The organism is Limosilactobacillus sp., assembly GCF_040772465.1.
GTDB lineage: Bacteria > Bacillota > Bacilli > Lactobacillales > Lactobacillaceae > Limosilactobacillus.
In genome coordinates, this window is sequence record NZ_JAXGYB010000005.1 from 1 (window position 1) to 24,135 (window position 24,135).

At 45.5% G+C, this 24,135-nt stretch carries 21 protein-coding genes and 1 pseudogene; 10 read left to right on the forward strand and 12 right to left on the reverse strand.

Going from position 1 to position 24,135, the window contains the following annotated elements; all coding sequences use genetic code 11:
- On the reverse strand, positions 1-1,453 hold a 1,453-nt coding region (locus AB3114_RS05885; protein ID WP_367342334.1), incomplete at its 3' end, for an anthranilate synthase component I family protein.
- A gap of 475 nt (positions 1,454-1,928) precedes the next feature.
- Complete coding sequence (locus AB3114_RS05890) at positions 1,929-2,603, reverse strand: type 1 glutamine amidotransferase (protein ID WP_367342335.1); 675 nt, start codon at positions 2,601-2,603, stop codon at positions 1,929-1,931.
- Positions 2,604-2,820: 217 nt separating this feature from the next.
- Here AB3114_RS05890 and AB3114_RS05895 point away from each other — a divergent pair, with 217 nt between their 5' ends.
- Both AB3114_RS05895 and AB3114_RS05900 read left to right on the forward strand, forming a co-directional pair.
- Complete coding sequence (locus AB3114_RS05895; protein ID WP_367342336.1) at positions 2,821-4,155, forward strand: PTS transporter subunit EIIC; 1,335 nt, start codon at positions 2,821-2,823, stop codon at positions 4,153-4,155.
- Positions 4,142-5,005 (forward strand): alpha/beta hydrolase, encoded by an 864-nt coding sequence (locus tag AB3114_RS05900; protein WP_367342337.1) that lies wholly within the window; start codon positions 4,142-4,144, stop codon positions 5,003-5,005. Before AB3114_RS05895 ends, AB3114_RS05900 begins: the two co-directional genes overlap by 14 nt.
- Positions 5,006-5,060: 55 nt before the next feature.
- Here the strand turns inward: AB3114_RS05900 and AB3114_RS05905 are convergent, their stop codons facing one another.
- Both AB3114_RS05905 and AB3114_RS05910 read right to left on the reverse strand, forming a co-directional pair.
- Positions 5,061-5,780, reverse strand: coding sequence for a DUF4811 domain-containing protein (locus tag AB3114_RS05905; RefSeq protein ID WP_367342338.1), 720 nt, complete (start codon positions 5,778-5,780; stop codon positions 5,061-5,063).
- The gene (locus AB3114_RS05910; protein ID WP_367342339.1) at positions 5,780-7,282 is read right to left on the reverse strand and encodes an MDR family MFS transporter; all 1,503 of its coding nucleotides are present in this window, start codon (positions 7,280-7,282) and stop codon (positions 5,780-5,782) included. Before AB3114_RS05910 ends, AB3114_RS05905 begins: the two co-directional genes overlap by 1 nt.
- 140 nt (positions 7,283-7,422) lie before the next feature.
- Here AB3114_RS05910 and AB3114_RS05915 point away from each other — a divergent pair, with 140 nt between their 5' ends.
- The 3 genes from AB3114_RS05915 (at position 7,423) to AB3114_RS05925 (ending at position 9,516) form a co-directional block, all read left to right on the forward strand.
- A complete protein-coding gene (locus AB3114_RS05915; protein ID WP_367342340.1) occupies positions 7,423-7,863 on the forward strand; it encodes a MerR family transcriptional regulator in 441 nt (146 codons plus the stop codon).
- A gap of 47 nt (positions 7,864-7,910) precedes the next feature.
- Positions 7,911-8,801 (forward strand): alpha/beta hydrolase, encoded by an 891-nt coding sequence (locus AB3114_RS05920; protein ID WP_367342341.1) that lies wholly within the window; start codon positions 7,911-7,913, stop codon positions 8,799-8,801.
- 61 nt (positions 8,802-8,862) lie between these two features.
- A complete protein-coding gene (locus AB3114_RS05925; RefSeq protein ID WP_367342342.1) occupies positions 8,863-9,516 on the forward strand; it encodes a histidine phosphatase family protein in 654 nt (217 codons plus the stop codon).
- Between the two features lie 67 nt (positions 9,517-9,583).
- On the opposite strand, the gene AB3114_RS05930 is transcribed toward AB3114_RS05925, so the two are convergent.
- The 7 genes from AB3114_RS05930 to AB3114_RS05960 form a co-directional block, all read right to left on the reverse strand.
- Entirely contained in the window at positions 9,584-11,167 is a 1,584-nt protein-coding gene (locus AB3114_RS05930; RefSeq protein ID WP_367342343.1) for an MFS transporter, read from the reverse strand.
- A 102-nt stretch (positions 11,168-11,269) separates the two neighbouring features.
- Entirely contained in the window at positions 11,270-11,740 is a 471-nt protein-coding gene (locus tag AB3114_RS05935) for a YhcH/YjgK/YiaL family protein (RefSeq protein ID WP_367342344.1), read from the reverse strand.
- Between the two features lie 208 nt (positions 11,741-11,948).
- Entirely contained in the window at positions 11,949-13,013 is a 1,065-nt protein-coding gene (locus AB3114_RS05940; RefSeq protein ID WP_367342345.1) for a hypothetical protein, read from the reverse strand.
- 103 nt (positions 13,014-13,116) lie between these two features.
- Positions 13,117-13,446: an ArsR/SmtB family transcription factor gene (locus AB3114_RS05945; RefSeq protein ID WP_367342346.1), complete on the reverse strand. Its 330-nt coding sequence runs from the start codon at positions 13,444-13,446 to the stop codon at positions 13,117-13,119.
- Positions 13,447-13,464: 18 nt separating this feature from the next.
- Positions 13,465-14,031, reverse strand: a complete 567-nt coding sequence (locus tag AB3114_RS05950) for a cadmium resistance transporter (protein WP_367342347.1) — start codon at positions 14,029-14,031, stop codon at positions 13,465-13,467.
- 148 nt (positions 14,032-14,179) lie between these two features.
- Positions 14,180-15,415, reverse strand: a complete 1,236-nt coding sequence (locus AB3114_RS05955) for an MFS transporter (protein WP_367342348.1) — start codon at positions 15,413-15,415, stop codon at positions 14,180-14,182.
- Between the two features lie 21 nt (positions 15,416-15,436).
- The gene (locus AB3114_RS05960) at positions 15,437-16,276 is read right to left on the reverse strand and encodes an alpha/beta hydrolase (protein WP_367342349.1); all 840 of its coding nucleotides are present in this window, start codon (positions 16,274-16,276) and stop codon (positions 15,437-15,439) included.
- Between the two features lie 171 nt (positions 16,277-16,447).
- Between AB3114_RS05960 and AB3114_RS05965 the strand changes: the two genes are divergently transcribed.
- From AB3114_RS05965 to AB3114_RS05985, 5 genes and pseudogenes are all read left to right on the forward strand, one after another.
- Positions 16,448-17,356 carry an L-lactate dehydrogenase gene (locus AB3114_RS05965; RefSeq protein ID WP_367342350.1) on the forward strand — a complete coding sequence of 303 codons (909 nt, stop codon included), beginning with the start codon at positions 16,448-16,450 and terminating at the stop codon, positions 17,354-17,356.
- Between the two features lie 113 nt (positions 17,357-17,469).
- Positions 17,470-18,966, forward strand: a complete 1,497-nt coding sequence (cls, locus tag AB3114_RS05970; RefSeq protein ID WP_367342351.1) for a cardiolipin synthase — start codon at positions 17,470-17,472, stop codon at positions 18,964-18,966.
- 29 nt (positions 18,967-18,995) lie between these two features.
- Positions 18,996-19,825 (forward strand): annotated as a pseudogene (locus AB3114_RS05975) (TIM barrel protein).
- Positions 19,825-20,967: an AI-2E family transporter gene (locus tag AB3114_RS05980; protein WP_367342352.1), complete on the forward strand. Its 1,143-nt coding sequence runs from the start codon at positions 19,825-19,827 to the stop codon at positions 20,965-20,967. Before AB3114_RS05975 ends, AB3114_RS05980 begins: the two are co-directional and overlap by 1 nt.
- Entirely contained in the window at positions 20,942-23,452 is a 2,511-nt protein-coding gene (locus AB3114_RS05985; protein WP_367342353.1) for an excinuclease ABC subunit UvrA, read from the forward strand. The genes AB3114_RS05980 and AB3114_RS05985 overlap by 26 nt, the downstream gene beginning before the upstream one ends.
- Positions 23,453-23,507: 55 nt before the next feature.
- Here the strand turns inward: AB3114_RS05985 and AB3114_RS05990 are convergent, their stop codons facing one another.
- The gene (locus AB3114_RS05990) at positions 23,508-24,131 is read right to left on the reverse strand and encodes a TetR/AcrR family transcriptional regulator (RefSeq protein ID WP_367342354.1); all 624 of its coding nucleotides are present in this window, start codon (positions 24,129-24,131) and stop codon (positions 23,508-23,510) included.
- Positions 24,132-24,135 lie beyond the last annotated feature (4 nt).

The following is a 24,135-nucleotide window of genomic DNA, read 5'->3' on the forward strand; positions in this document are numbered from 1 at the left end:
TTGCCTCCTTTGCTGATGCTAAGATGCTGGTCTTGATGCCACGGGCTTTGTTGTTGAATTCTTGGTACTCATGCTCAGGGATGCTGTCGGCCACGATACCGGCGCCTGAATGGATGACCAGTTGATCCTTTTTGCGGTAGGCGAGGCGAATGCCGATGCAAAAATCGAGGTTGCCGTCAAATGAAAAGTAGCCAAGGCAACCGCCGTAAACGCCACGTTTCCTTTGTTCCAGTTGCTGGATGATTGTCATGGCAGAAACCTTGGGAGCTCCAGCTAGGGTGCCTGCCGGTAGAACTGATTGGATAATGTCCATTCCGGTGATACCCTTAGCAACTGTGCTTTCGACCGTTGAACCAAGATGCATGACGTTGGAGAACTTCAAAAGTTGTCTTTCCTTGGTAACGTGAACCGTGCCAAATTGGCTAATCCTACCGAGGTCGTTACGGCCGAGATCGATCAGCATATTGTGTTCTGATGTTTCCTTCGGGCTGGTCTGTAATTCGTGGGCAAAACGATCATCCTCCTCTTTTGTCCGTCCGCGTCGTCGCGTGCCAGCTAATGGGTAGGTGTACAAAGAATCTTGGCGTTTGGTAATCAGGGTTTCAGGGGATGCTCCGATGATTTCAAAGTCCCCGTCATGAAAATAGAACTGGTAAGGTGATGGGTTGTCACTAAATACTTGATCAGCAGTTGCCAGCAGACTGCCATTGATTTGTGCCCGTTGTGGGTCTGATAAAATCAGCTGGAAGATATCGCCATCAGTAATGTGCTGCTGTGTTGCTTTAACTTTGTCGACAAATTCTGACAGACTAAATTGAGAACGGAATGGTGTTTTCAGGCGTAGCGCATTGTGATGGAAATGACTTGGCTCTTGCAAGGATTGTTGAAGACTTTTTAATTTTGCCAAGCTCTTTTCATAGTGCTGTTCAAAGTCTGCCCTGGTCATAATATGACTCAGCGTTACTTCTTGACTGTGGTGATTAAAAGCAATCACGGTTTTGGTTAACAAGAGTTCAGCATCGTCTAAACTTAGATCATCTTTGACTGGTTGATCCAGTTGCGGATTAGAGTATTTGGCATAATCGTAAGCAAAATACCCGGTCAAACCACCCGTGAAGGGAGGCAATCCTTTGATGTGTGGTGTTTTGTATTTGGCTAAGAGGTCGTTGACCAATTGTTTAAAGTCAGCTTTTTCTTGATGTTGATTACCGTTCCGCAAATCCGTTGTGGTTAAGATGTAATCGCGATAGCGATATGTCATTTCTGAATTTAGACAGATAAATGAGTAACCATCCTCCTTCTCTTTGGGTTTACCAGTCAACAGAAAAGCTGGTTGATTGGGCTGGTTTAATTTTTGAAAAGCAGCCAAAGGATCAAATTTGGGGTCATGGTATTGAATAGTGAGTGGAACCGCAGAGTAAGTGCGGAGATATTGTGCTAATTGTTCTTTCATTTCATCACTCCTTAAAGATTTGCACAAAAAAAATCCGCCCATAACATTTGCATAATTAATGCAAAGTTAAGGACGGATAAAATCCCGCGGTGCCACCTTATTTCGAATACAGTTAGGCTATTTAGCTAGACTAAAATACACTTAACCATATTCGCTCCTCAGCAGAGTACGTATTCATACTCCTAGCAACTGACGTATGCTTGTACGTTTTCCCGTACTCGAAAAACTTTCGGGGAAACCCTCTGTGGTCCATTTAGCTGCCTGCGTTCGGTTACATTCTCACCACCGTAACTCTCTGTGCGTGCACAACAACCTTGATCTCCACTTCATTGGTTTGTATGGACGAATATTTAAGTTGTGAATTATTTTAACACCAAAAATTAAGAAAACAACAGTTTTTCTCAGATATTTTTAATTTAATAACTTAAACATAAAAAAACAGCGGCCATCACAGCCACTGTTTCATTGCTCAGAATTATTCAACGCCGTCAGTAATGTAGTCGAGAATCGTAAACATTACTTTTTCGTTTTCGGCAGGAACAGGAGTGTTTAAGATGTCCTCAGCACTTTGACCCAGCACGGATCCTTTGACATAAGGAAAGTCATTAACCACAATTTCGCGGACATTGTCAGCCAGGGGTTCGAAGTGGAATTGCAAGCCGACAATGCGATGCCCTAAGACAAATCCCTGATTTTTGACTTTATCACTAGAGAAGAGCAATTCAGCATCTTCAGGAATGTCAAACATTTCTTCGTGCCAATGCAGAGCCATTAGTTTATCAGGTATGCCAGGAATTTGGTGACTCTGCAAGTACACTGGAGCCCAGCCGACTTCTTTAGCGGGAGCTTTACTGATTTTGTAACCTAGGGTTTTAACAATCTGTTGGGCTCCATAGCAGGCGCCAAACATGGGTGTCCCTTTTGCCAATAACTGTTTAATTAGTTGCCGTTCTTGGTGGATCCACGGCAGATCGTCGTTTGGGCTCATTGGGCCGCCGAGGATGACCAGCATGTCAGTTTGATCCGCAGTCGGCAGGTGACCGAACTGGTAGGGATGATAAACATAAGTTTGATGACCATGAGCCTGTGCCCACTTAAGAATCGAGCCGGGGCCTTCGTTAGGTGTGTGTTGCAAAATATTAATGCGCATAATTAACCTTTCTGCACAGAAGTGCCACCGGCAATTTGATATGGGTTTCGCCTGCAAATGCCCTTGATGACGATAGAATAACATGTTTTTGAAGAAGATGAAATACTCCCTGAGGATTGATAAAGAATTTAGAGAGAAATGTATGAATTCAATGCTCTCCATTGGGGGAGATAATGATATTATTAGATGGAAATTAATTATACCTTTCGAGAAGGGAATGTCTAATATCAATCATCCAGCTTTTTATGATAACCCGGTCGTGGTGAAAAAGATGGTGCAGTTTCGCCAATTGCCCTTTATTCAGGTTCTACAACGGACGATGCTGACTTTGTTTCCCATTGCCTTGATTGGGTCTTTTGCTTACCTTTTGTCTCGAGTAGTCTTTTCGCCTAGTGGTTTTATCGGCAATATGATATCTATTAGAAGCTGGTTTTCCCAGTATCGATTCTTTTACGAAATTTTCAGCGATATTTTCAACGTGACGATCGGCTACATTTCTACTTATGCTGCTTTAGTCAGTGCCCAGTTGACACTACGTCAGCACCACAAAGATATTCCAGCAGTGGGTGCTTTCGCGATGGCAGCTTACGTTTTAATCTTCATGCACTACGAGCGTGGGCGGATTGGTGTGATGGACATGCGTTATTATGGTCCGCACTGGTTTATCGTCGGTGTATTAGTTGGCTATTTTATTGGCCTGATTTACGCCCGGTTTGGTCATAAATCCGAAGTGGCTAACTTTGAATTGAAGAGCGATGATATTGTGAGTCGAGCGTTTGATAACATGAAGCCGTTATTGATTGCTCTAATTCTTGCCTTTGTGATTCATGTTATTTATGCCTTGATCCGGACCTTTACTGTTGATCAAATGGCCGCTAACTCATTGACGGAGATGCTTAATCGCAACAGCAATTACGGAACGACGCTGATCCTCTCTTTGGTTGTTACCTTGGGTGCTTGGCTTGGTTTTCCAGAGTTGCTCAATATTCCTAACAACATGTTTAGCAGTGAGTTGTCCGACAACTTGAACTACGCACTAGCACATAAAACGGCTTGGCATATCCCATACCCATTTACGCCTTCCTCACTTTACAACGGTTTTGCTAATTTTGGTGGTATTGGTGTTACTCTAGCGTTTGTCATCGCGATTTTGTGGGTGAGTCACCAAAAGAATTTGCGTCGTGTAGCTTCAGCAAGTTCGATTCCGGTGTTTTTTAACGTCAATTACCCGGTTCTGTATGGCGCCGTGATGGTGTTAAACCCAGTTTATCTGTTACCGACGTTAATTATGCCAATCTTTAATATGTTGGTGGCCAGTTCATTGATCATGATTCATGTTTTGCCGCCACTGGCTTACCCAATTCCGGTTAATACACCCGGAATATTAGGCCCACTGATGGGATCTGGTGGGAACTGGTTGGAGTTTGTGGTGTCGATCATCCTGTTGATTATCGATGTAGCTGCCTACATTCCGTTCGTCAAATTAGCTGATAACGTTGATCAAATGCTTGCCAAGAGTCGGGAAGGTGGGGATGCAAATGAAACTAAGTAAACAACACTGGGCAATCATTGTTGCTTTTGGCCTCCTCACTTTGGTGCTTGCTATTTTCGGTGCATGCCGGGCACACCGCAATGTTCAGCTGATGGAATCCCGTCAGCGTTCGCGGATGTCACCCGTGATTATGATTCCGGGCAGTAGTGCAACGGTCAACAGGTTTGATCGCTTGGTAGCGAAAATTAACCGTCAGGACCACCAAAACCACAGTCTGGTGAAAGTGAAAGTGTATAATTCCGGCAAAATTGTCTTTACCGGTCGGATGCGTGCTAATGATCGGGAGCCTTTTATTGTGGTTGGTTTCCAAAACAATCACGATGACTACAGCAACATCAAAAAACAAGCAGCAATGTTTAACCGAGCCTTTAACCAGATTAAACAACGTTATCGCTTCAATAATTTTAAGGGCATCGGGCATTCCAATGGTGGTCTGATTTACACGTATTTCCTAGAGCATTACTTTAATGAACGTCAAATTCGGATTACCCGCTTGATGACGATTGGTAGTCCTTATAACTTCTCTGAACCGACTAGCCGGAAAACACAGATGTTAAGTGATTTTGAAAAATACCGCAGTCGCATTCCCAAGAGTTTGATTGTCTATTCGGTAGCCGGATCCGAAAATTATGTTGAAGACGGGATCGTCCAACTGAGCAGTGTGCTGGCTGGTAAGTATATTTACCAAAAACAGGTTAAGCATTATACCCAGATTACCGTCACGGGTCGTTTGACAGAGCACTCTGATTTACCACAGAACAGTCAGGTGCTAGATTTGATCCAGCGTTACATTCTCAACCGCCCTCAGCAGAGACAGCCGATTGGTCAAACAACACGTCCCGCTAATTAAAGCACAAAACGGTCACCGCAAATTGCGGTGGCCGTTTAGCATATCTTGTATAGAGTTATTGCAGCATCTGCTTGATCATTTGTGACTGGAACTGCATTTCAGCACGTTTCGTTACGTCTTGAATTTGGGAAGAACTCATCTTTGGGTTCTTTGTCATTGCAGCTTTGACTTGAGCGCTAACGTAAGCCTTAGCTTTTTGTTGCATCGCTGCTTGGGCCTGCTTGTTGTGAGAAGATTTGGCAGCTTGGGCGAGCTTTTTGGCTTGCTGAGTGCTGACCTTGACGTAAGCATGCGGGTATTGGAAAGTATTTGTGCGTTTAACTAATGTCCCATCCATATCGGTCCAGGCAAAGAGAACGCGGTCGAGTTCACCATTGTAGCGCCAACGTGTTTCCTTGGTGATGAGCTGGGCTTTGGTTCCGTTTGTCCGTTTCATCTGATTATGGGTATACTCATTGGCTTGAGTATGGTTAGGCTTCTTTTGACGGACTTTGGTGTTGTAAATATAGACGTCGTCTTTGCCACTCTTGCCGACTGGTTGGTATAGAGCTAGCGGCATGGATGAATTAGAAGCAGAATAAATTTGCTGAGTGTTGGTCGTTGTGACCTGGTGCATTCCCCAGTGAAGGTTGTAATTACCCGTCATGATAACTGTGGAGCCGACGAAAATGATACCAGAAATGGCAGTCAGTAAGATCCGTGCTGCGGATGTTTTGGTGAACATAACACTGAGAAATACGCAGATGGCACTCACAAACATCAAAATGATTATCATTATTTGTCACCATCCTTTTTCTTTGGTTCATCAATGCTGACGACACTCTTCCGAACCCCAGTACCTTTAGTGACGAAGAAAGTCAGGATAAAGCCGAGGACTGCGAATCCTACCGCAAATAAGAATGCAGAGTGATAGCCTAGCAAAGTAGCGTCTAGCATCTTAGAACGGTATTGCAATGGAGATTGAGTCAACAGAGAATGTGCTGGTTGGTTACTCTTGGTAACGTTGGTCAGCACGGAAATCATGATGGCAGTCCCGACAGAAGTGGCCACTTGCCGCAAGGTGTTGTTGACGGCGGTCCCGTGGGAAATCAAGTGTAACGGAAGTGAGTTCATACCGGCGGTGGTGACAGGCATCATGACCATGGAAATACCGAACATCCGGATGGCGTAGAGGAAGACGATGTAGATCGTTGGTGTGTCACGGTTCAAAAAGGCAAATGGAATGGTTCCGATGGTTAGGATAAACATCCCGGTGGCTGCTAAACGTTTGGCGCCGTAACGGTCGAAGAGGGTTCCGGTAACTGGGCTCATGACCCCCATCAACAGCGCACCGAAGAGGAGCGTCAGCCCAGAATGGAAGGCGGACATGCCATGGATGATTTGGAGGTACATTGGAACGACTAATTCGACACCGACCATGGCCATCATGACGATGGAACTCAGGATAGTTGCCAACGTGAATTCTTTGCTTTCGAAGACTTTGAATTCCAGGAATGGCTCATCGAGATGATTCTGACGAAGGACCAGGATAGCGACGAGAATAACACCAATTAAGACGGTCCAAATCACCTCTGGACTCGTCCAACCTTTATCACCAACACTGGAGAAGCCGTAGAGCATACTACCAAAACCAGCAGTTGAGATCAGAACAGAAAGCCAGTCAAGGTGTGGCTTCTCATTTGGAATAACGTTTTTCACAAAGAAGAAACTAGCGATGATAACCACACCAGTGATTGGGGCAATCATTTCAAAAAGCATCCGCCAGTTGTAGTTGTCAATGACCCATCCGGAAAGGGTTGGGCCAATGGCTGGGGCCAGTCCAATTACCAGGCCGTTGATCCCCATTGCAGAACCACGTTTTTCCGGTGGATAGATGCTTAGCATGACGTTTTGCATCAATGGCATGTTAATACCAACACCAACCGCTTGGATAAGCCGTGCAGCTAGCAGGACACTAAAATGAGGTGCTAGCCAAGCCATCACAGTACCAATTTCGAAAATAATCATTGAAATGATGAAAAGTGATTTAGTATTAAAACGGCTAGTTAGATAGGCACTAACAGGAATCATGATCCCATTGACCATTAAGAAACCAGTGGTCAGCCACTGGACAGTAGAAGTACTAATATTGAAAGCATTCATTAATGCAGGAAAGGCGGTGGCCAAGATAGTTTGGTTGAGGAATGTGCAGAAGGCCCCAATCAACATGACCAGCACCATTAAAGAACGATTATATGGTTGACCGTTGATGTCAACCGTTTGTACATCATCATTCAAGTGTGTCAGCCTCTTTTCTCTTAAAATAAGCGATGATACGAATATAAGACTTTTGAAGTTCTTTGTCAAATAATTTGACAAAGATATTTAAAAATATATAATCAATACATATAAATGTGATAAAGAAAGAAGGATCACACGTGCAAGAATCACTATTTCGGATGATATTTAGCAAACGAATCAACCTTGGCATGACTGAAATGTCAAAACTGACGCATGTTTCACCGAGTCAGCTTCGCTACTGGGAACGCAAGGGATTCATTAAATCTAAACAAGACGAAAACAACAAAAATCATTACTTCAATTTTTATACAATGTTGCAGGTAGCAACCATTAAATACTATCTCGACCAAGGATTTACGCTGAAAACTGCGGTGGCCAAGGAAAAAGAACATAAACAGATACGTTATCTATTCCACACATTTCTTATGAAGGGCATCAAAGATATTGATCAGCCGAATGCAGATAAGATTATCGTTGATTTAGGAGCACTGGATGATGACCCAACCCAAAAGGTATGTGCAACCGTAACGTCAGATGGAGAGGTCAAACTGCATTTGCGTCCGACTGAAGAAAAATAATTTTGTTGTTATATTGATTGCAATAACAGGAAAAGGGATGTTTTCGCGTGTCTTCAGCAAAAGTAATGGAATTAATCAATCAGTTTCGGGAGTCTGCTTCATTAAATGATGAAAAACGTGATGCCGGGTTACCGCATGTTTTCAAGGGTGTTCAACGAATTGACGACCTTGCCTATGGTCCTGTCTCCAAATGGAATTTGTTAGATATCTATCGCCCCAGTGAATATCAGGGAAAATTACCAGTGATGATTTCCATTCACGGCGGTGGCTGGTGCTACGGCACAAAGGAAACCTACCAGTATTATGGGATGGGGATGGCACAACGCGGCTTTGCCTTCGTCAATTTCAATTATCAATTAGCGCCCACAGTTCACTATCCGGCACAGCTAGAAGAAGTAAACCGGGTGATGCACTGGGTGGTCGATCATGCTGATCAGTATGATTTAGATGTGAATAACGTGGTCCTGATTGGCGATAGTGCTGGTGGTCAAATGATGATGCAGTACTTAGCTGCCTATATCAATCCCGATTATCGCCGTCAATTAGGTTTCAAGCGTCCGGCAATGAAGATTCGGGCAGCGGCTAACAACTGTGGCGCTTCGTTTTTGACTTTACCGGGGACGTTGGACGGCTTGCCATCAGCCTATTTCTTGCCGGAGATTGTTAAAGAAAAGGGTCAACAGTTGGCATATGAACAATATTTGACAAAGGGCTTGCCTCCAATCTTCATCGCCACTGGCAATAAAGACATGATTCATGACTGTTCGGTTCGGCTGGATGGTTATATGTTAGCCAAAGGATTACCACACGTCTTTCGCAATTACGGTGATAAGGAACACCCAGCTCACCATGTCTTCATGATTTCGCAGAAAGATCCATTGGCAAAGAAAGCTAATGATGATGAAGTAGCGTTCTTGAAAAAGTATCTGCAGAATTAAGTTTGTCCTGTTATTAGACAACTGTTCATGATATTGTTAACAATAAAAGGGATGAAAGATAATGACAGAAATCAAACTAGACATTGTTCGTCACGGGCAAACTTTTTTGAACACCCTTAACCGTGCTCAAGGCTGGATCGACTTTGACCTGAATGAACATGGTCGCGAACAAGCCGCCGCAACGGGTGAAGCACTGAAAAATCGGCAATATAACTTGGTTGTTTCGTCTGATTTGAAGCGGGCAATGCAAACCCGTGACATCATCATTCAGCACCTTATTGATAAACCCAAAAAAGTTTATGAGGATCCCAATTTCCGGGAAGTCTTCTTTGGCTACTATGAAGGGCTCCCATCTGATATGAACTGGCGGATTATCGCTCAACAACATGGTTATCAGGATCACGACGACATTATTCGGCACGAAAGCTTGGAAGCGGGACGCAATATGATGCACGACATGGATCCGACTGGTCAGGCGGAATCTTACGAACATATTGCTGCCAGGGCACGTGCGGGGATGCGGAAGATCTTACGCAATGCCAAGGATGGCGACCACGTTCTGTTAGTCACTCACGGTACTTTTATTCGGACGATTGCGGATGCTTTGGGCGCTGACACTGTTGGTAATTTCCCAACCAATGCTGGTCTGACCCAGGTGGAAGTGACAGATAAGCACATCAAATTAATTGAATACAATCACAAATTTAGCGATTAGGGCATGACAAAAGGGCTTCGGTGACCGATTTGATCGATCAGCGAAGCCCTTATTTAGTGAAAATAAATTACTTTTGATCTTGGTTTTGCGCTTGCATCTTCACTTCATCTTCGACGTTTGAGATGTCCTTATCGGACCAGTCTTGCTTCCGCAATAATTCTGGATGAACGAGTTTTTGCAGGCGAGCCGGTAAGTTGATCCAGAGACAAATGATAACAAAGGCGGTCATGATTACCAGGATCCAGAACAGGGTCCAACCGAGGCCTAGGCCCATCGGCTGGAAAACCTTGCCAGCCAATGTTAGGGTCAGCACTGGCGCTAGGGCTTGACCCAGCCCCCCAGCGTTAACCAGGAAGCCGACTCCGGCGTTCCGGTTAGCGGTGGTGAAGTAGGCACCGATGAATTTTGGAATCAGCGCACAAAAGGCGATGAACATTTCGTACAGCATCAGGAAGATAATGAAGACGACTAGCCACATCTTGTTAGCATCCATCATCTGACGGGTGATCATGAAGATTGGTGCTACGACGATCAGCGAGCAGAGGTCACCGACCCAGTAGGCACGACGGGTACCAAAACGGTCGCCGACGAAACCAACCACGATACAGCCGATAACTTGGCCAATCCAGAAGACGGATGTCAAGTTAGCAACCATCCCCGTTGAGAAGTGCAGGGAGTTAGCGTAATAGGTTGGCATCAGTGATTGCATTGGTCCGTTAACCAGGTTGGCACCGACGATGATGATCAAAATGCCCAGACCGATTGGCCAACGTTTGCCCATGAATTGATAAACAAAGGACATGATTGTCGCGAAGATCAGAATCCAGGCGATGACTGATTGCCATACTGACAGCTTGGAGGACATCAGAAAGACGCCCACCAACAGGGCAATCGTCAGAACGGTGCAGATGAAGTTGATGATCGTCCGGGTGGCATTGGTCCGGTACAAGACGGAGAACATGTCACGTGGTGGCTGGTAGTTCGGGTCCTCTTTAGCAACCTTTTCCTGGGCTTTCTTCATCTCAACGTAGTCACTTGATTCGGAAATGGAGTGCCGCATCCAGAGAGCGAAGATCACAGGAATCAGGCCAATGAAGAAGAAAATTCGCCAGTCATTAGAAGCCCATGAGGTGTCACGAACGAGGTAAGAAATGAGCTTGTAGACTTGAGCCGTCACGGCGCCACCGAGTGAGAAGCCCGCGACAACGAAGCCGACAGCCTTGTTACGCATGTTCTTCGGCCAGGTTTCCATGACGTAGGTCGTGGACGAACTGTATTCACCGGCCATTCCAAGTCCGATGAAGAGCCGAGCAGCAAATAGAACCCAGAAGGCAGGGGCAAAGGCACAGACAAAAGTCCCACCGGCGTAGAAAAGGATCGAAGTGACCATCGAAGCTTTTCGCCCAAAGCGGTCACCGATGGCCCCGAAGAACATTCCACCAAACCAACGGGAAAGGTAGGCGGCTGAAATCAAGGTCGAAGCAAGGATTAATGGAATACCGAATGACTTGGAAATTGGAACTAGTAGCAGGTTGACCATGTTGAAGTCAAACCCGTCGAGAAAGTATCCAACAACTGCGGCAAAGAATGACTTCCACTGGTCGTGGTTAATTTCGTTATACCAGTGGTTATTAGCACTTGCGTTATCCATAAAATAATTCCTTTCATTAAGACAAGGATGGATTGAAGATGGAATTGTTCAGTTCATCTAAAAAACGGTAAATAATTGCTAGCAAGTGATGAAAAAATAATCCTAAAAATCGACTTTGACTTTGATGAGCACTTTGCGAACTGGCAAGTCGTTAGCTTTAATGCCTGGTTGGTGGAAATCTTCAGGGAAAGTAACGAGAACATCACCTGGGTAAAGATTAACCACTGCTTCTGGCTGGCCTTCGTAAAAGGCAATGTCTTTGTCTGCCTCGTAGTCAACAGTTTGTTTGACTGCATCTGCACTACCGACGGCCATTTGCTCAGCACCGCTTGCCACTAGATGGATATCCATCCATTTTTGGTGCCCTTCCAGTTGAGAACCGGGATTGGTTTGACTGGGCTGGTAATCAAAGACATTAACTTTGACTCCGTCGGACAGATCAACTGGTTCTTTTGTCGGAACGACGTCAGGCAGCTTTAACTGAGCTAAGTATTGAAAAGCAATATCAAGATTTGGTGAAATGCCCATAAAACGGCTGATGTGCTTCAATGGCGTGATGATCAATTGTGACACCTCTTTTCTGTCTTAGGCTAATAGTCAATTTGACAGAATAGGACTTGTTAAAAAAGTAAAATTAACAAGTGATAAGGTGTAAACAACTATTGCAAATTAATAATATCATTTCGATATTAATTTGTATACGCTTTCATTGCCGATAATTATTATCGAGCACCTAGTAATCACACTAAATCAGCTAGTAAATGCTTTTTATAATTATTAATTATTTTTCTAATGTTTCCATGATTTTTGCTGTTTCTTGATCCCGATAGCAATAATGGTTGTGAAGCGATGGATGGTTTCGTAAAGATGTGATGATGCTTTCGCTATCCATGTTTTCGGCAAGGCAATTCAAAATGACACTGAGATCTTTGATCCGACGACAATTTTGGCGACTAGCTTGAAGGCTACGTACAAATTTTGAAGCATCAAAATGTTGAAGGTCCGCTAGTTCAGCCGTGTGGAGTTGGTCTTGAATCACTCGTTTGTCGTAATAAGTAAGCAATTGAGCAATTTTTTCTTGATAAGTTAGTGCTTTGATGAGAAATGCTAAGGAAGCAAATACTTTTTCAGCAGTAATTCCGTTAAGATCAACAATTGGCATTATTTTAGCTGTTGCACAATCCCTATTTCTGTTGTTATCTGCTTTGAAATGTTCAGTTAGTTGTGCATTTAGTTCCGCAAGATTAGCTAATAATTGTGACGTTGGCGTTAGTTGAACCTCTGGGTTGTCTGATGACCAAATGATGGTATCTGTTTTGGCGTTCAGAACATACAACAATTTTTCTTCAAAGTTATCGCAATCTTTCCAAAACTTATTATTTTTATATAGCGATTCAGCGGTCTTGATAGCTTTGTTGACATCATCCCAGCGTTTGGTCTGTTTGTTTAATGACGAAACAAAGTCACCATGATTGCCCATAGTAGTATCTAGATATTGGAAAGCTTGGTCGACCACTGTGACAATCACGAATTCTTTACCATCTGTTTGGATTTTCTTTTCAATAGATTTGGTGATGTTGACGTGTGGACGATTTGAAACTGGTGCTTCTGACTGCTGTTGATCACTAAGCGGTACTATTTGCATGGACGCTGTATTCAGGACCTTAAAACGCTTTTGGTTCTTATTTCTAAAAATGGTGGGATAGGTACTGGCTAATTTTGCCAGATCGATATCATCTACATTGGGCCATTGAAAGTGATTAGCTGCTTTTTTAGAAAAATTGTGTTTGCTAGTCCAGTAGCTCTTATTTCCGGATTTAGCAATATATACGAGTTCAAAAGACATTTCGAGTCCCTCCAATGCGTCTAGAACGTATGTTCGATACAATTATATCATAACAAACTTCTTAAAATAAATAAAACATCGGCTCCCTTTTGGAACCGATGTTTTAGTACAAATTTTTTGGATGCGGCAGGCCCTTGATTTCATGCTTGACGTGATTAAGCATGTCATCGATCATTTCGACGACGTGAGGGTCATCGAGAATGTAGAAAACTTTGTTGCCTTCCTTGTGGTTTCGGACTAACTGGTAGCGCCGCAAAATAGCCAACTGTTTGGAAATGACAGGCTGGGCTAGCCCAAGGGCGTCGACAATTTCACTAACTGCGACGTCATTATCCTGATAGCGCAGGAAGTAGAGAATCTTAATGCGTGTCCCGTTACTTAAGACTTTATAGATTTTGGCTGCTTCGTTAATCAGATCATCCGAAACCTTCATGCTGCTTTTGAACTCCTCTTATGAAATGAACTTGAATAAGTGACTGATGAGACCACTGTCCCAAAAGACGTATAAACCAACACCAATGTACACGATTTTCATCAAAATTTCACTATATTTTGTCATAAAGTGGTTAATTACTGGGATTTCGCCAAATAATTTCAGCAGGCAGACCACGATGACGGTGCAGATACCGATGACGACTAGTACTGCTAAGAACTGGCTCACTTTGATACCGGTGAGAACGGGTAGAAAAATTGAGAGGTTGCACCCAGCACAAACTGACAGGTAAGTGATAAGGACTGTCACCATTGGACGGTGAGATTCTGTTTGGTTGCCTTCATCATCGTCATCATGAAGAGCCATCCAAATAGGGAGGATCCCTAGAACGCCAAGCAGCCACTCCGGCAAAAATTTAGCGAGAATTTGCCCAGCAACGTAACTAAGGGTGATCAACAATAATACGCCGATGAGGTAACCAGCGATGACCGATGATAGGCGATATTTTTTTAACAATAACAACAAGATGAAGAAGAAGTCTAAGTTAACCGCAATAAACGTTGCGATAATAATCCACCAATTCATGGTAATGCCTCCATATCAAATATCAAATTCGGTATATATTATATATCGAATTAGGTATATGTCAATACTGATATGTGATTCATAAAAAATTGCCCGGGAAATAAAAATTCCATAGTCCTCACTTAAGTGAAAACTATGGAAACTGAATTTAACTGCGGGTCCCTGCAACGTGGTGCAGTGGCCATTCGACATTGATTAGGAAAAGTATGAGGTTTAAGAACACCAGTCCAGCAGTCCACAGAAAGACGGCGCTAAAACCAAATTGACCGGCAACCCAACCGCCCATCAGCGAACCGACAATATTACCGATGTACATGGCGCTTTGGTTCCAGGAGAAGACCCGACCGGTAGCACTAACCGGACTGTTCTTCGTCAGCATGGTTTGTACTTGCGGGAAGAGGCAGGCATCTACCAAACCGACGATGAACCGGCAGATGCCCAGTTGCCAGCAATTGCTGACAAAGGCAGTCGGGATGAAGACGATGGTGTTGAGAATGAAACCAAAGATGAGAATTTTATCTGTTCCGATGCGGTCACCGAGGTTGCCGACACGGCTAGCGATGGTGATGGTGGCAATACCCGGTAGCGCCGCAATAACCCCACTGACAAAGGTGGTGTGGGAACTACCGTGCAGCAGTTGTTTAACGAAGAGCGAAATAATCGGGTTGATGGAATTGTTAGCTGACTGAATGATGACGGTGGTGAGAACGAGGCCAAAGATCATCCGTGCTGATACCAAGGACTTGATCACATCTTTGCTGGAACCAACTTCCTTGGTAGCGACGGGATGAAAGTTGCTTTCGTCGACAAATTTCCAGCAGGCTAAGCAGATTACGATCAGGATGAAACCCGTTAAGAAGAAAGTAAAACGATAACCAAAGAAAGTGGCAATCGTCCCACCAATGAATGGACCTAAGAGGTTGCCACCAGTGAAACAAGCCATCATGGTACCGAGGGCACTGCCACTGTGTTCTTTGGGTACTTCAGTCGCGATCAGGGCATTGGAGTTAGAGACAAATCCCGCAAAGGCACCTTGCAGCATTCGCAAGACCACCAGTTGCCAGACATTGGTTACTAAACCGATGGCGCCGATCACGATCCCCATCCCGAGAGAAGCGCGGAGGATCATCGGCTTACGTCCCTTGGCATCGGCTAGTTTACCCCACCAAGGGGTCACAATAGTGGCGACGACGTAAGATACGGAAAAAACAATCCCGGACCAGTTGGTTAATTGTTTGTGGGTGAAGTTCCCAAGTTCGGCTAAGAACAGGGAAATAAACGGCATGATTTCGGAAAAAGCGATGCCGGCAAAGAAAACAGCAATGGATAAGACGTGCAAATTACGACGCCATATCTGGTCAGTCAAATTTGAGGATTGAGGCAAGTAGGTCCTCCTCCTTTCGTACTATTTCCACAAGAAGTTAGCGATCCAGTTGTCGACGGTTTTGCTGCGGTGTAAGCCTGAATGAGTGGCTTTGGCGCTGCGGTAGCAACGATTTTGTACGGATGATTTTTGACCCTTTAACAGGTAGTTGACCGAAAGGGCAGAAGCGTTGCTGACCAGCGTGTCTGAATTGCTGCCGTCGCCAACGTTGCCATAGATGTTGAGAACTTTGATGTTTTTCGGAAAGGCTGAGGACATCTTGACCAGTTGCTGGTAGCTTGGGTAGTAGCTATTAGCGGGATATTCAACGCTTGGTTTGTAATGATCATTAGCATTCACTTTGACTTTATTGGCTTGGTCGTTAAGTGACAGGACGCCGTCAAAAGGCCCCGCTAAAATGACAAATTTTTGAACATCAGGGATGGATTGGGGATGGGATGTCAGTAATTGGTAGACAGCGACGTTACCAGCTGAATGGGCAACAAAGTTGATCTTGGAGACGCCTGCCTTAGTTTTTAGGTATTTCATTGCTTTACCGAGCCACTGGGCATTGGTTGTGGTAGGAGCAGAGTTGTTGAGAAAATTCACTTGGACCAGGGGATGCTTAACGTTGCGGTAGTGACCACTAACCTGGAGTGATCCATCCTCCTGGACGTTGATGGTCATTACTCGTTTGGTACCAGGATAACGCTGGCTCAGGTCGCTGATCATCGTGTCGGTTGAATTATGGCTTCCTTGCAGGCCATGAACGAAGACGGTGGCAGTATTAGAACTAGCGTGGACAGGTATGGTCAGGGATAGACTGACACTGACCACCGCAACCAGTGCTAACAATAAGAATCGAAACTTTCGCAATAACATGATAGAGATCCTTTCGTCGGGTAATATAGATCCACTTTAGCACTAATTTGACGGCCAAAAAATATAAAAATTGTTAATGAGACAGACAATTAGCACAGACTATATTAAAATAGAGATTGTAAAGCTTTGCACAAAAATGATTTAAGATTGAATTGAGGGAGGATGTTTTTGATGCATAAGATTGGCATTATCGGTTTGGGCCATGTGGGGTCGACCGTTGCTCACATTCTGTTGATGAAGGGTCTAGTAGATGAACTGGTGCTGATTGACAGCAATAAGAAGAAGACGAAGGCTGAGTACTTCGACTTCAATGATTCATTTGCACGGACCGAAAATTCGGCAGTCATCAAGATTGATGACTACAGTGAACTAAAGGACGCCGATGTTCTAATTACGGCCTTTGGTGACGTGGCCGCCACTGCTCGGACTGACGATCGTTTTGCCGAACTGCCAATTAATTTGAAGAACTCCGCAACGGTTGGTCAAAAGATCAAGGACAGCGGCTTCCATGGCATTTTACTCAACATTTCCAACCCGTGTGACGTGATCGTCAACCAATTGCAAAAGGTTACGGGTTTGCCACATGAACACGTCTTTGGTACTGGGACTTTCTTGGACACCGCACGGATGCAGCGTGCTGTGGGTGCTAACTTCAAAGAAGCTCCGCAAAACGTCAATGGCTTTGTCCTCGGCGAACACGGTGATTCACAATTTACTGCCTGGTCCACCGTCAGCATCGACAACCAACCAATTAAAAAGTTCGCTGATGAAGGCAAGGCTGACCTGGATAAGCTGGATGAAGAAGCACGTCACGGTGCCTTTACCGTAGTTGATGGCAAGGGCTACACCTGCTACGCCATTGCCGCCTGTGCTGTTGACATTGTCCGGGCTATCTTCACCGACAAGAAGCAGTTCCTGCCAGCTTCAATTTACCTTAAGAAGTACGACAGTTACATTGGCTACCCAGCTGTGATCGGCAAGGATGGGGTTGAACACGTCGCACAGTTACAGCTGACTGACGAAGAAAATGCTAAACTGGATGCTTCAGCTAAGACCATTAAGGAAAAGGTTGAAGGCTAAGCCAGTCCATCCAAATTGACATTGAGGAGGGCTAATCGCGCGGGCGGTTAGTCTTTTTCTTTTGGGATGATGTATCATTAAACATAGTTTATTGAAATGAGCGGAGGGACAACATGAACATCGTATGGACTTGGGACATCATTCGTCGAATTATTGAAGTGTTATGGTTGACCAACATTGCTTTTGCCATTTGGACGGTTTTTCGAACCCGTCGCGATATCGCTTCAACTTGGGCCTGGCTGTTGGTATTGTCGGTCTTCCCGGTAATTGGATTTATCCTCTACCTCTTCGTTGGGCGGAAAATATCCAGTGATGATATTTTTAATATGCAAGATGAGGAACGGCGGTTCCGGCAGACCTATGTTAGAAAGCAAGCTGATTTGTTGAAGAAACACCGCTTGTTGTTAAAGCAGGAGCATTTGATGTCTGCCCACCAAATGGTGACTCTTTCAACCAGTCTAAACGATGCCCTGGTTAGTTTTGATAACCAAGTCCGGATATTTACGGATGGAGAAAAGCTCTTTTCGCAGATGATTAAGGACTTTGACCAGGCCCAAGATCACATTGATGTCGAATTTTACACCTTTTACGCTGATAATCTGGGACACCGAATTTTATCCGCGTTGGAACGTGCTGCCGCTCGTGGAGTGCAAGTGAAGGTGCTCTATGATTTAAGTGGTTCACGGGGAACTACCTATAAATTTTTCGCTAAGCTGGAATCACTAGGTGGTCACGCTCAACCCTTTAACTCCAGAACCAAACAGCACTTTAATACACCGCGTTTGAATTACCACTTACACCGAAAAATCGTGACTATTGATGACAAGGTCGGCTATATCGGTGGCTTCAACATTGGTGATCAGTACGTCGGCAAGATGCCTAAATTTGGTTACTGGCGTGATACCCACATTCGGGTTGTTGGGCAGGCGGTGCTCTCCTTGACCGGTCGTTTCGGCATGGACTGGAATGCTACCTGTCAGAAAACCGGTAAGCCTAAGGTTGATTTAGATCAATTGATGGGGCAACTGACTACCAAACGCCCGACGAATGATGCTGCTAACAACGTGGCCATGCAAATTGTTTCTTCCGGTCCCGATAGTGAGAACGTGGCTATTCGGCGTGGCTATGAGGCGATGATCTCGGCTGCCCACCACTACGTTTACATTCAAACACCTTACTTGATTCCTGGTGAGCCAATGCTGGAGGCGTTAGTGATCGCTGCACGCAGCGGTGTCGACGTTCGAATTATGGTTCCCTGCATGCCGGACCACCCGTTCGTGTACCGAGCAACTGAGTATTATGCCAAATACTTGGCCAATAACGGGGTCAAAGTATACAAATATGACAACGGCTTTATCCATGCTAAAACAGTGATCAGTGATGACTATTACGCTTCCGTTGGTTCAGCTAACCAGGACTTTCGTTCTTACCGACTGAACTGGGAAGCCAATGCCTTTATGTACAATGAACAACTGACCAAGGAGCTGAAGCAGATCTTTGAAGATGATCTGAAGAAGAGCACGCAGATGACACCGGCCTACTTTGCCAAACAGTCGCGGTGGCGTCAATTCAAACAGTACTTCTCACGGTTATTGTCACCAGTTTTATAAATTTATGACGAAGAGAGTTGGAAAATGATATGTTCATGCCAGAGCTTGGTTTGAAGGGAAGCAGCAGTCGTTCACAGATTGATGATCGCCTGCAGTATCATCCCCATGTTTACGAATTTTACACGGACGTTGATGATTTTACGACGGAAGGCTATCAACATCTCTATGATGCGGTTCAGTATGTCCAATCGCGGGGAATAAAACACATTGTGATCCACCACCCGTGAATTTTCAGGGTTATCACATGGATGTAGTGGCCCCAGAGAAAAATTATCCAGATCTTTACCGCTTTATCGAGCAATCGACGGCTCAGCTTATTCGCTTAGCAGATGACCTTGATGTGCAGGTTCTGGTTCATGGTGGTTACTCCGGCCCAGAAGTCATGCACATGGTCGATCTTTACCCGAGTGTCCAACAAGCTCGCCAGGCCGTGTACGATCGACTAGACCGTTTTCAACGTGCTGGTGGAGACCACATTATGTTTGAAAATTCAATTGCACCGGTCTTTGCCTATGGTCATCCCCAGCAGGAGGACGAAATCCTGAGCCACCACTACCGGTTGGCTTTTGATACGTCCCACTGCTTTATCGAGCTCCATGGTGATAACCCGGGATTGCAAGCTTCACTACGTCACTTGGCACCGGCAGTAGTTCACTACCACCTGGTTGATTCGATGGGCCAAAAGCACGACAGTTTGCCATTGGGACAGGGAAAGATCGATTGGCAAAAGGTCTTGCCGCTATTGAATCCACAGGCAACGAGTATTTATGAGATTGCCTTGCAAGATACTGATGATTGCCGAGAACAGATCGCGAGTCACCACTACCTGCAACAGTTAACGCACGAGGGGGGATGCTAATGAAAATTAAGATTAACCGACGCCACATTTCCTTAATCATTGCAGTTTTTGTCCTGTACCTTGCTATCACTTACTGGCCGAGCGTTGCTAAACTACTGGGGCGTGGCTTTTCGGCAGCCATGCCATTGCTGATTGGCTGCGTAGTGGCTTATGTTGTCAATCTTTTGCTGAGACAATATGAGCATCTTTTCAAGAAATTTTTTAAAAGTGCGCGGGCTCGCAAGTTTCAGCGACTTTTTGGCATTATTGCCTCATATCTGACGATTGTTTTGATCATCGCTTTGGTTGTTAGGCTGGTCATTCCGGAACTTATTAACTGTATCCGCTTGTTAGTATCTAATCATAGCCATGTCGTCAACCACTTCATCGCCTATTTCCAACAAAATGGCCAGTTTAAAGAGTTTTGGAAGAACCTCGACCCGCGTCACCTTAACTGGAGCCAAATTGGCAAGTATGTGACGTACGGTTTTGGGGGAACGCTTAAAACAGTGATGTCAACGGCTTCTTCTATCGTGTCAGGAGTTACGACAGCCGTCATCGCGCTTTTCTTCTCCATTTACCTGTTGGTATACAAGGAAAAATTAGCACGGCAGATTAAGAAACTCGCGGATGCCTACCTCGGGAAGGCACAAGCTCCGATCATGCACATCATCCAAGCCTTTGACCGCAGCTATAGTTCTTACATCGTTGGCCAATGTAAAGATGCCGCTATTTTGGGCTTTGCCTGCTTTTTAGGAATGATTATTTTGCGCTTGCCATACGCTGCTATGATTGGGGCCGTAACGTGTTTTACCGCCTTGATCCCGATCATTGGCGCCATCTTGGGTGCCAGCGTTGGAGTGGTGCTGATTTTTGCTGATTCGCCCTTTAAAGCGCTGGTATTTCTGATCTTCATTATTGTTCTGCAACAATTTGACAACCGGATCACCTACCCCTTAGTGGTGGGATCCAGCCTGGGCTTACCAAGTGTTTGGGTGTTTGCCGCAGTTATTATCGGTGGTGGCTTTTCTGGTATTTTGGGAATGATGCTGACGGTTCCGCTATTCGCTGCCATTTACCAATTAGTCGGCGAGGATGTGCAGCGCCGTCGAAAGAAGGGAGAGAAGGGAATCAAAGATGGACAAGTTACCAAGCAAGATTGAAGTTCGTGGGGCAAAGGTTCACAACCTCAAGAACATTGATGTTGATATCCCACTCCACAAATTCGTGGCTATTTCTGGTCTTTCTGGATCGGGGAAGAGTTCACTAGCGATGGGGATCTTGTATGAAGAAGGGTCACGGCGTTACCTAGAGGCGCTGTCGACGTATACACGCCGCCGTATTAAGCTCGGCGCACAAGCTGATGTCCAGAGCGTCAAGCATATCCCGTCAGCTCTTGCCCTGAAGCAACGACCATCCATCCCGTCCGAACGCGCAACGGTAGGAACGATGAGTGAAATTTTTAACGTCATTCGGCTGATCTTTTCACGGCTTGGTTCACCGGTATGTCCAAATGGTCACCGCCTTAAACCTAGCTTGAAGATTGCGGAAATGATGAGTCAGACTGGCGACCAGATGGGTCAGTTGATCTGCCCGGTTTGTGGGGCTAAGTTCCAAGCTTTTAGCGCTGAAGATTTTGCTTTTAATTCTGACGGAGCTTGTCGCCGCTGCCAGGGGACTGGTCAGGTGCGTGCAATTGATGAGAGCAAGCTGATCGGTGATGAGAATTTGAGCCTGGCAGATGGTGCAGTGGCTTCCTGGCACCTACCTGGCCGCAACTTTATGCCGAGTGTGGCTCAGCAGGCTGGGGTGCGAATTGACGTGCCATACAAGGATCTGACTGATAAAGAGAAAAATTTTGTCCTGAATGGCCCCCGGAAAAAGTACAAGATGGATTTTCGTTCGGGAACCGGTCGTGTCTTCCATGACTTCAATGCCTTGTACGAGAATGCTCATGAAGCCGTTCTGGAATCTGCGCGGACTAGCAAGAGTGCCCGGGCGCAAAAGCGCATCAGTGAATTCTTCCACTACTCAGTTTGTCCGGTTTGCCACGGGACGCGTCTGCGCCCGGAATTGCTGAAGCAATTGGCGGGCGGACTGAATATCGCCCAAGTTAGCGACCTCACGTTGGGTGAACTGCCTGACTGGAAAGAGAAAGTCCTGGCTACCTTGCCGGCCAACATGAATAAGATGGCAGCCAGTCTCTTCCAGGAATTTGATGACAATTTACGGCCATTACTGGAATTGGGGCTCGATTACCTCACCCTGTCACGTAACGGCAATACGTTATCAACTGGTGAATTGCAACGGATTCAGCTTTCGCGCACCTTGCGGACCCAGACGACGGGTGTCCTCTATATTTTGGATGAGCCCTCGATCGGTCTCCATCCTGACAACATCAACGGCTTGCTGAACGTCTTTAAAGAGTTGGTGCGCCAGGGTAATTCCTTGGTAGTGGTTGACCATAACGTCGATATCATCAAAGCAGCTGATTGGATCATCGAAATTGGCCCTGGTTCTGGCGATAACGGCGGACAAGTGATTGACCAGGGAACACCGAAGAAAATTGCTAATGATCCACAGTCTAAGATTGGGCCGTATTTAAATGGCAGTGCCGACTTGATGGCGCGACCGCTTAATAACAAGGCTGCAGCTAAACAAATCGATTTTGCTGTTAAAGACTATTTCAATTTAAAGAACGTTGCAGGGTCATTGCCGGTTAACCGCCTGAGTGCTATCACTGGCTTTTCCGGAGCAGGGAAGAGCAGCCTGATTCTCGACAGTTTGGTGCCGGCAATCAAGGCTCAATCAAAGGGTCAGCCGTTGCCGGTTCAGGTCAAGCAGCTGCAATCACCGCTGAAAGAAGTGGTGAGTGTCGATGCTGCCCCAATTGGCAAGACCCAGCGCTCAACGGTGGCAACCTATACGTCAATCATGGATAATCTGCGCAAACTCTTTGCCGCCCAACCTTTGGCTAAGGAAAAGCACTACACGCCGAGTTATTTCTCTTATAACAATAAGCAGGGGGCTTGTCCCAACTGTGGTGGGGCTGGTGTAGTCACGTTGGATATCCAGTTCTTGCCAGATATGCAGCAGGTTTGTCCGGTTTGCCATGGTGATCGCTACAATAACACCGTGCAAGCCGTGAAATGGCATGGTTATTCGATCGTTGATCTCCTGAAGCTCGACGTGCGTCAAGCATTGCCAGTCTTTAAAGACGTGCCTAAGATTGAGCACGAACTGCAACTGTTGCAAGAGGTTGGCCTGGATTACCTGCACCTTGGGGAAAGTACTCCCACCTTATCGGGTGGAGAAGCACAGCGGCTGAAGTTGGTTAAGCACCTCAACCACAACCAAAAGACGACGCTCTTCGTCTTTGATGAACCAACGATTGGTCTTCATCCCCTGGACGTTAAGACGCTGGTCCACGTGCTGCAGCAACTCTTGGATCGTGGCGCGACGATCATCGCGATTACCCACGACCTCAATTTGATCGTCAATGCAGATTACATGATGGACCTCGGTCCGCGTGGCGGTAGTAAAGGTGGCCGGATTGTGGCCACTGGCGAGCCCCTGAAATTAGCTGACCAGCCGACGAGTCTGACGACTAAGTACCTAGCGGATTACTGGCGTCGCTTCCAAAACTAAAACAAGCACCTCGCTTTACCCTGACCAAGTGTCAGGAAAGCGGGGTGCTTGTTGTTTATTGGATTGTTAACCCAGCTCGAATTTGCTGGTGAACGATGCGAAAGTCAATTGGCTGATCCTTTGACTGCGGCTTTAGTAGCTGAACTTGCAAGAGATAGCCCAACATCGGCGACAAAAAGATGCGGATGATCTGGATTTGGGTCAGGTGAGGATTGATTTCTGGATATCGTTTTCTGATGTCTTCAATCTGTCGAAAGATGCCGTGAGGGCCCTGCAGAAGTGAGCTGACAGCTGATATTTGATCCAGGTCAGTCAGGACTTCTTGCAGCATGATTTTGATCAAGGCAAAGTTCTGTCTGGCAAACTGCAAACGATCCTGAATCACAAAATCGATGAAATCATCTAGCGATTGGTCGGGGTCCAGCTGGGTAAAGAAGTTATCACGGATTTGTGTTAGCAGGGGAATGAGCACTTGCGCTAGTAGCTTTTTCTTCGACGAAAAATATTTATAAATGGTTCCCTCACTGACACCGGCGGACTTTGCAATTTGGGCGGTGGTGGTGGCCGCAAAGCCTTGTTCAGCGAAAAGGTGGATAGCCGCTAGCAAAACCTTCTTTTTGCCGGCAGGAATTTTAGCTGCCTGCAAGTCTTTTTCGTATGATGTTAATACTTCTGCCATGAAA

Coding starts and splice junctions, on each gene's coding strand:
- AB3114_RS05965 (WP_367342350.1), top strand. CDS start 16,448: ATGCATAAGATTGGCATTATCGGTTTGGGCCATGTGGGGTCGACCGTT.
- AB3114_RS05940 (WP_367342345.1), bottom strand. CDS start 13,013: ATGTCTTTTGAACTCGTATATATTGCTAAATCCGGAAATAAGAGCTAC.
- AB3114_RS05930 (WP_367342343.1), bottom strand. CDS start 11,167: ATGGATAACGCAAGTGCTAATAACCACTGGTATAACGAAATTAACCAC.
- AB3114_RS05945 (WP_367342346.1), bottom strand. CDS start 13,446: ATGAAGGTTTCGGATGATCTGATTAACGAAGCAGCCAAAATCTATAAA.
- AB3114_RS05985 (WP_367342353.1), top strand. CDS start 20,942: ATGGACAAGTTACCAAGCAAGATTGAAGTTCGTGGGGCAAAGGTTCAC.
- AB3114_RS05990 (WP_367342354.1), bottom strand. CDS start 24,131: ATGGCAGAAGTATTAACATCATACGAAAAAGACTTGCAGGCAGCTAAA.
- AB3114_RS05905 (WP_367342338.1), bottom strand. CDS start 5,780: ATGATAATCATTTTGATGTTTGTGAGTGCCATCTGCGTATTTCTCAGT.
- cls (WP_367342351.1), top strand. CDS start 17,470: ATGAACATCGTATGGACTTGGGACATCATTCGTCGAATTATTGAAGTG.
- AB3114_RS05900 (WP_367342337.1), top strand. CDS start 4,142: ATGAAACTAAGTAAACAACACTGGGCAATCATTGTTGCTTTTGGCCTC.
- AB3114_RS05950 (WP_367342347.1), bottom strand. CDS start 14,031: ATGAATTGGTGGATTATTATCGCAACGTTTATTGCGGTTAACTTAGAC.
- AB3114_RS05925 (WP_367342342.1), top strand. CDS start 8,863: ATGACAGAAATCAAACTAGACATTGTTCGTCACGGGCAAACTTTTTTG.
- AB3114_RS05980 (WP_367342352.1), top strand. CDS start 19,825: ATGAAAATTAAGATTAACCGACGCCACATTTCCTTAATCATTGCAGTT.
- AB3114_RS05890 (WP_367342335.1), bottom strand. CDS start 2,603: ATGCGCATTAATATTTTGCAACACACACCTAACGAAGGCCCCGGCTCG.
- AB3114_RS05895 (WP_367342336.1), top strand. CDS start 2,821: ATGTCTAATATCAATCATCCAGCTTTTTATGATAACCCGGTCGTGGTG.
- AB3114_RS05960 (WP_367342349.1), bottom strand. CDS start 16,276: ATGTTATTGCGAAAGTTTCGATTCTTATTGTTAGCACTGGTTGCGGTG.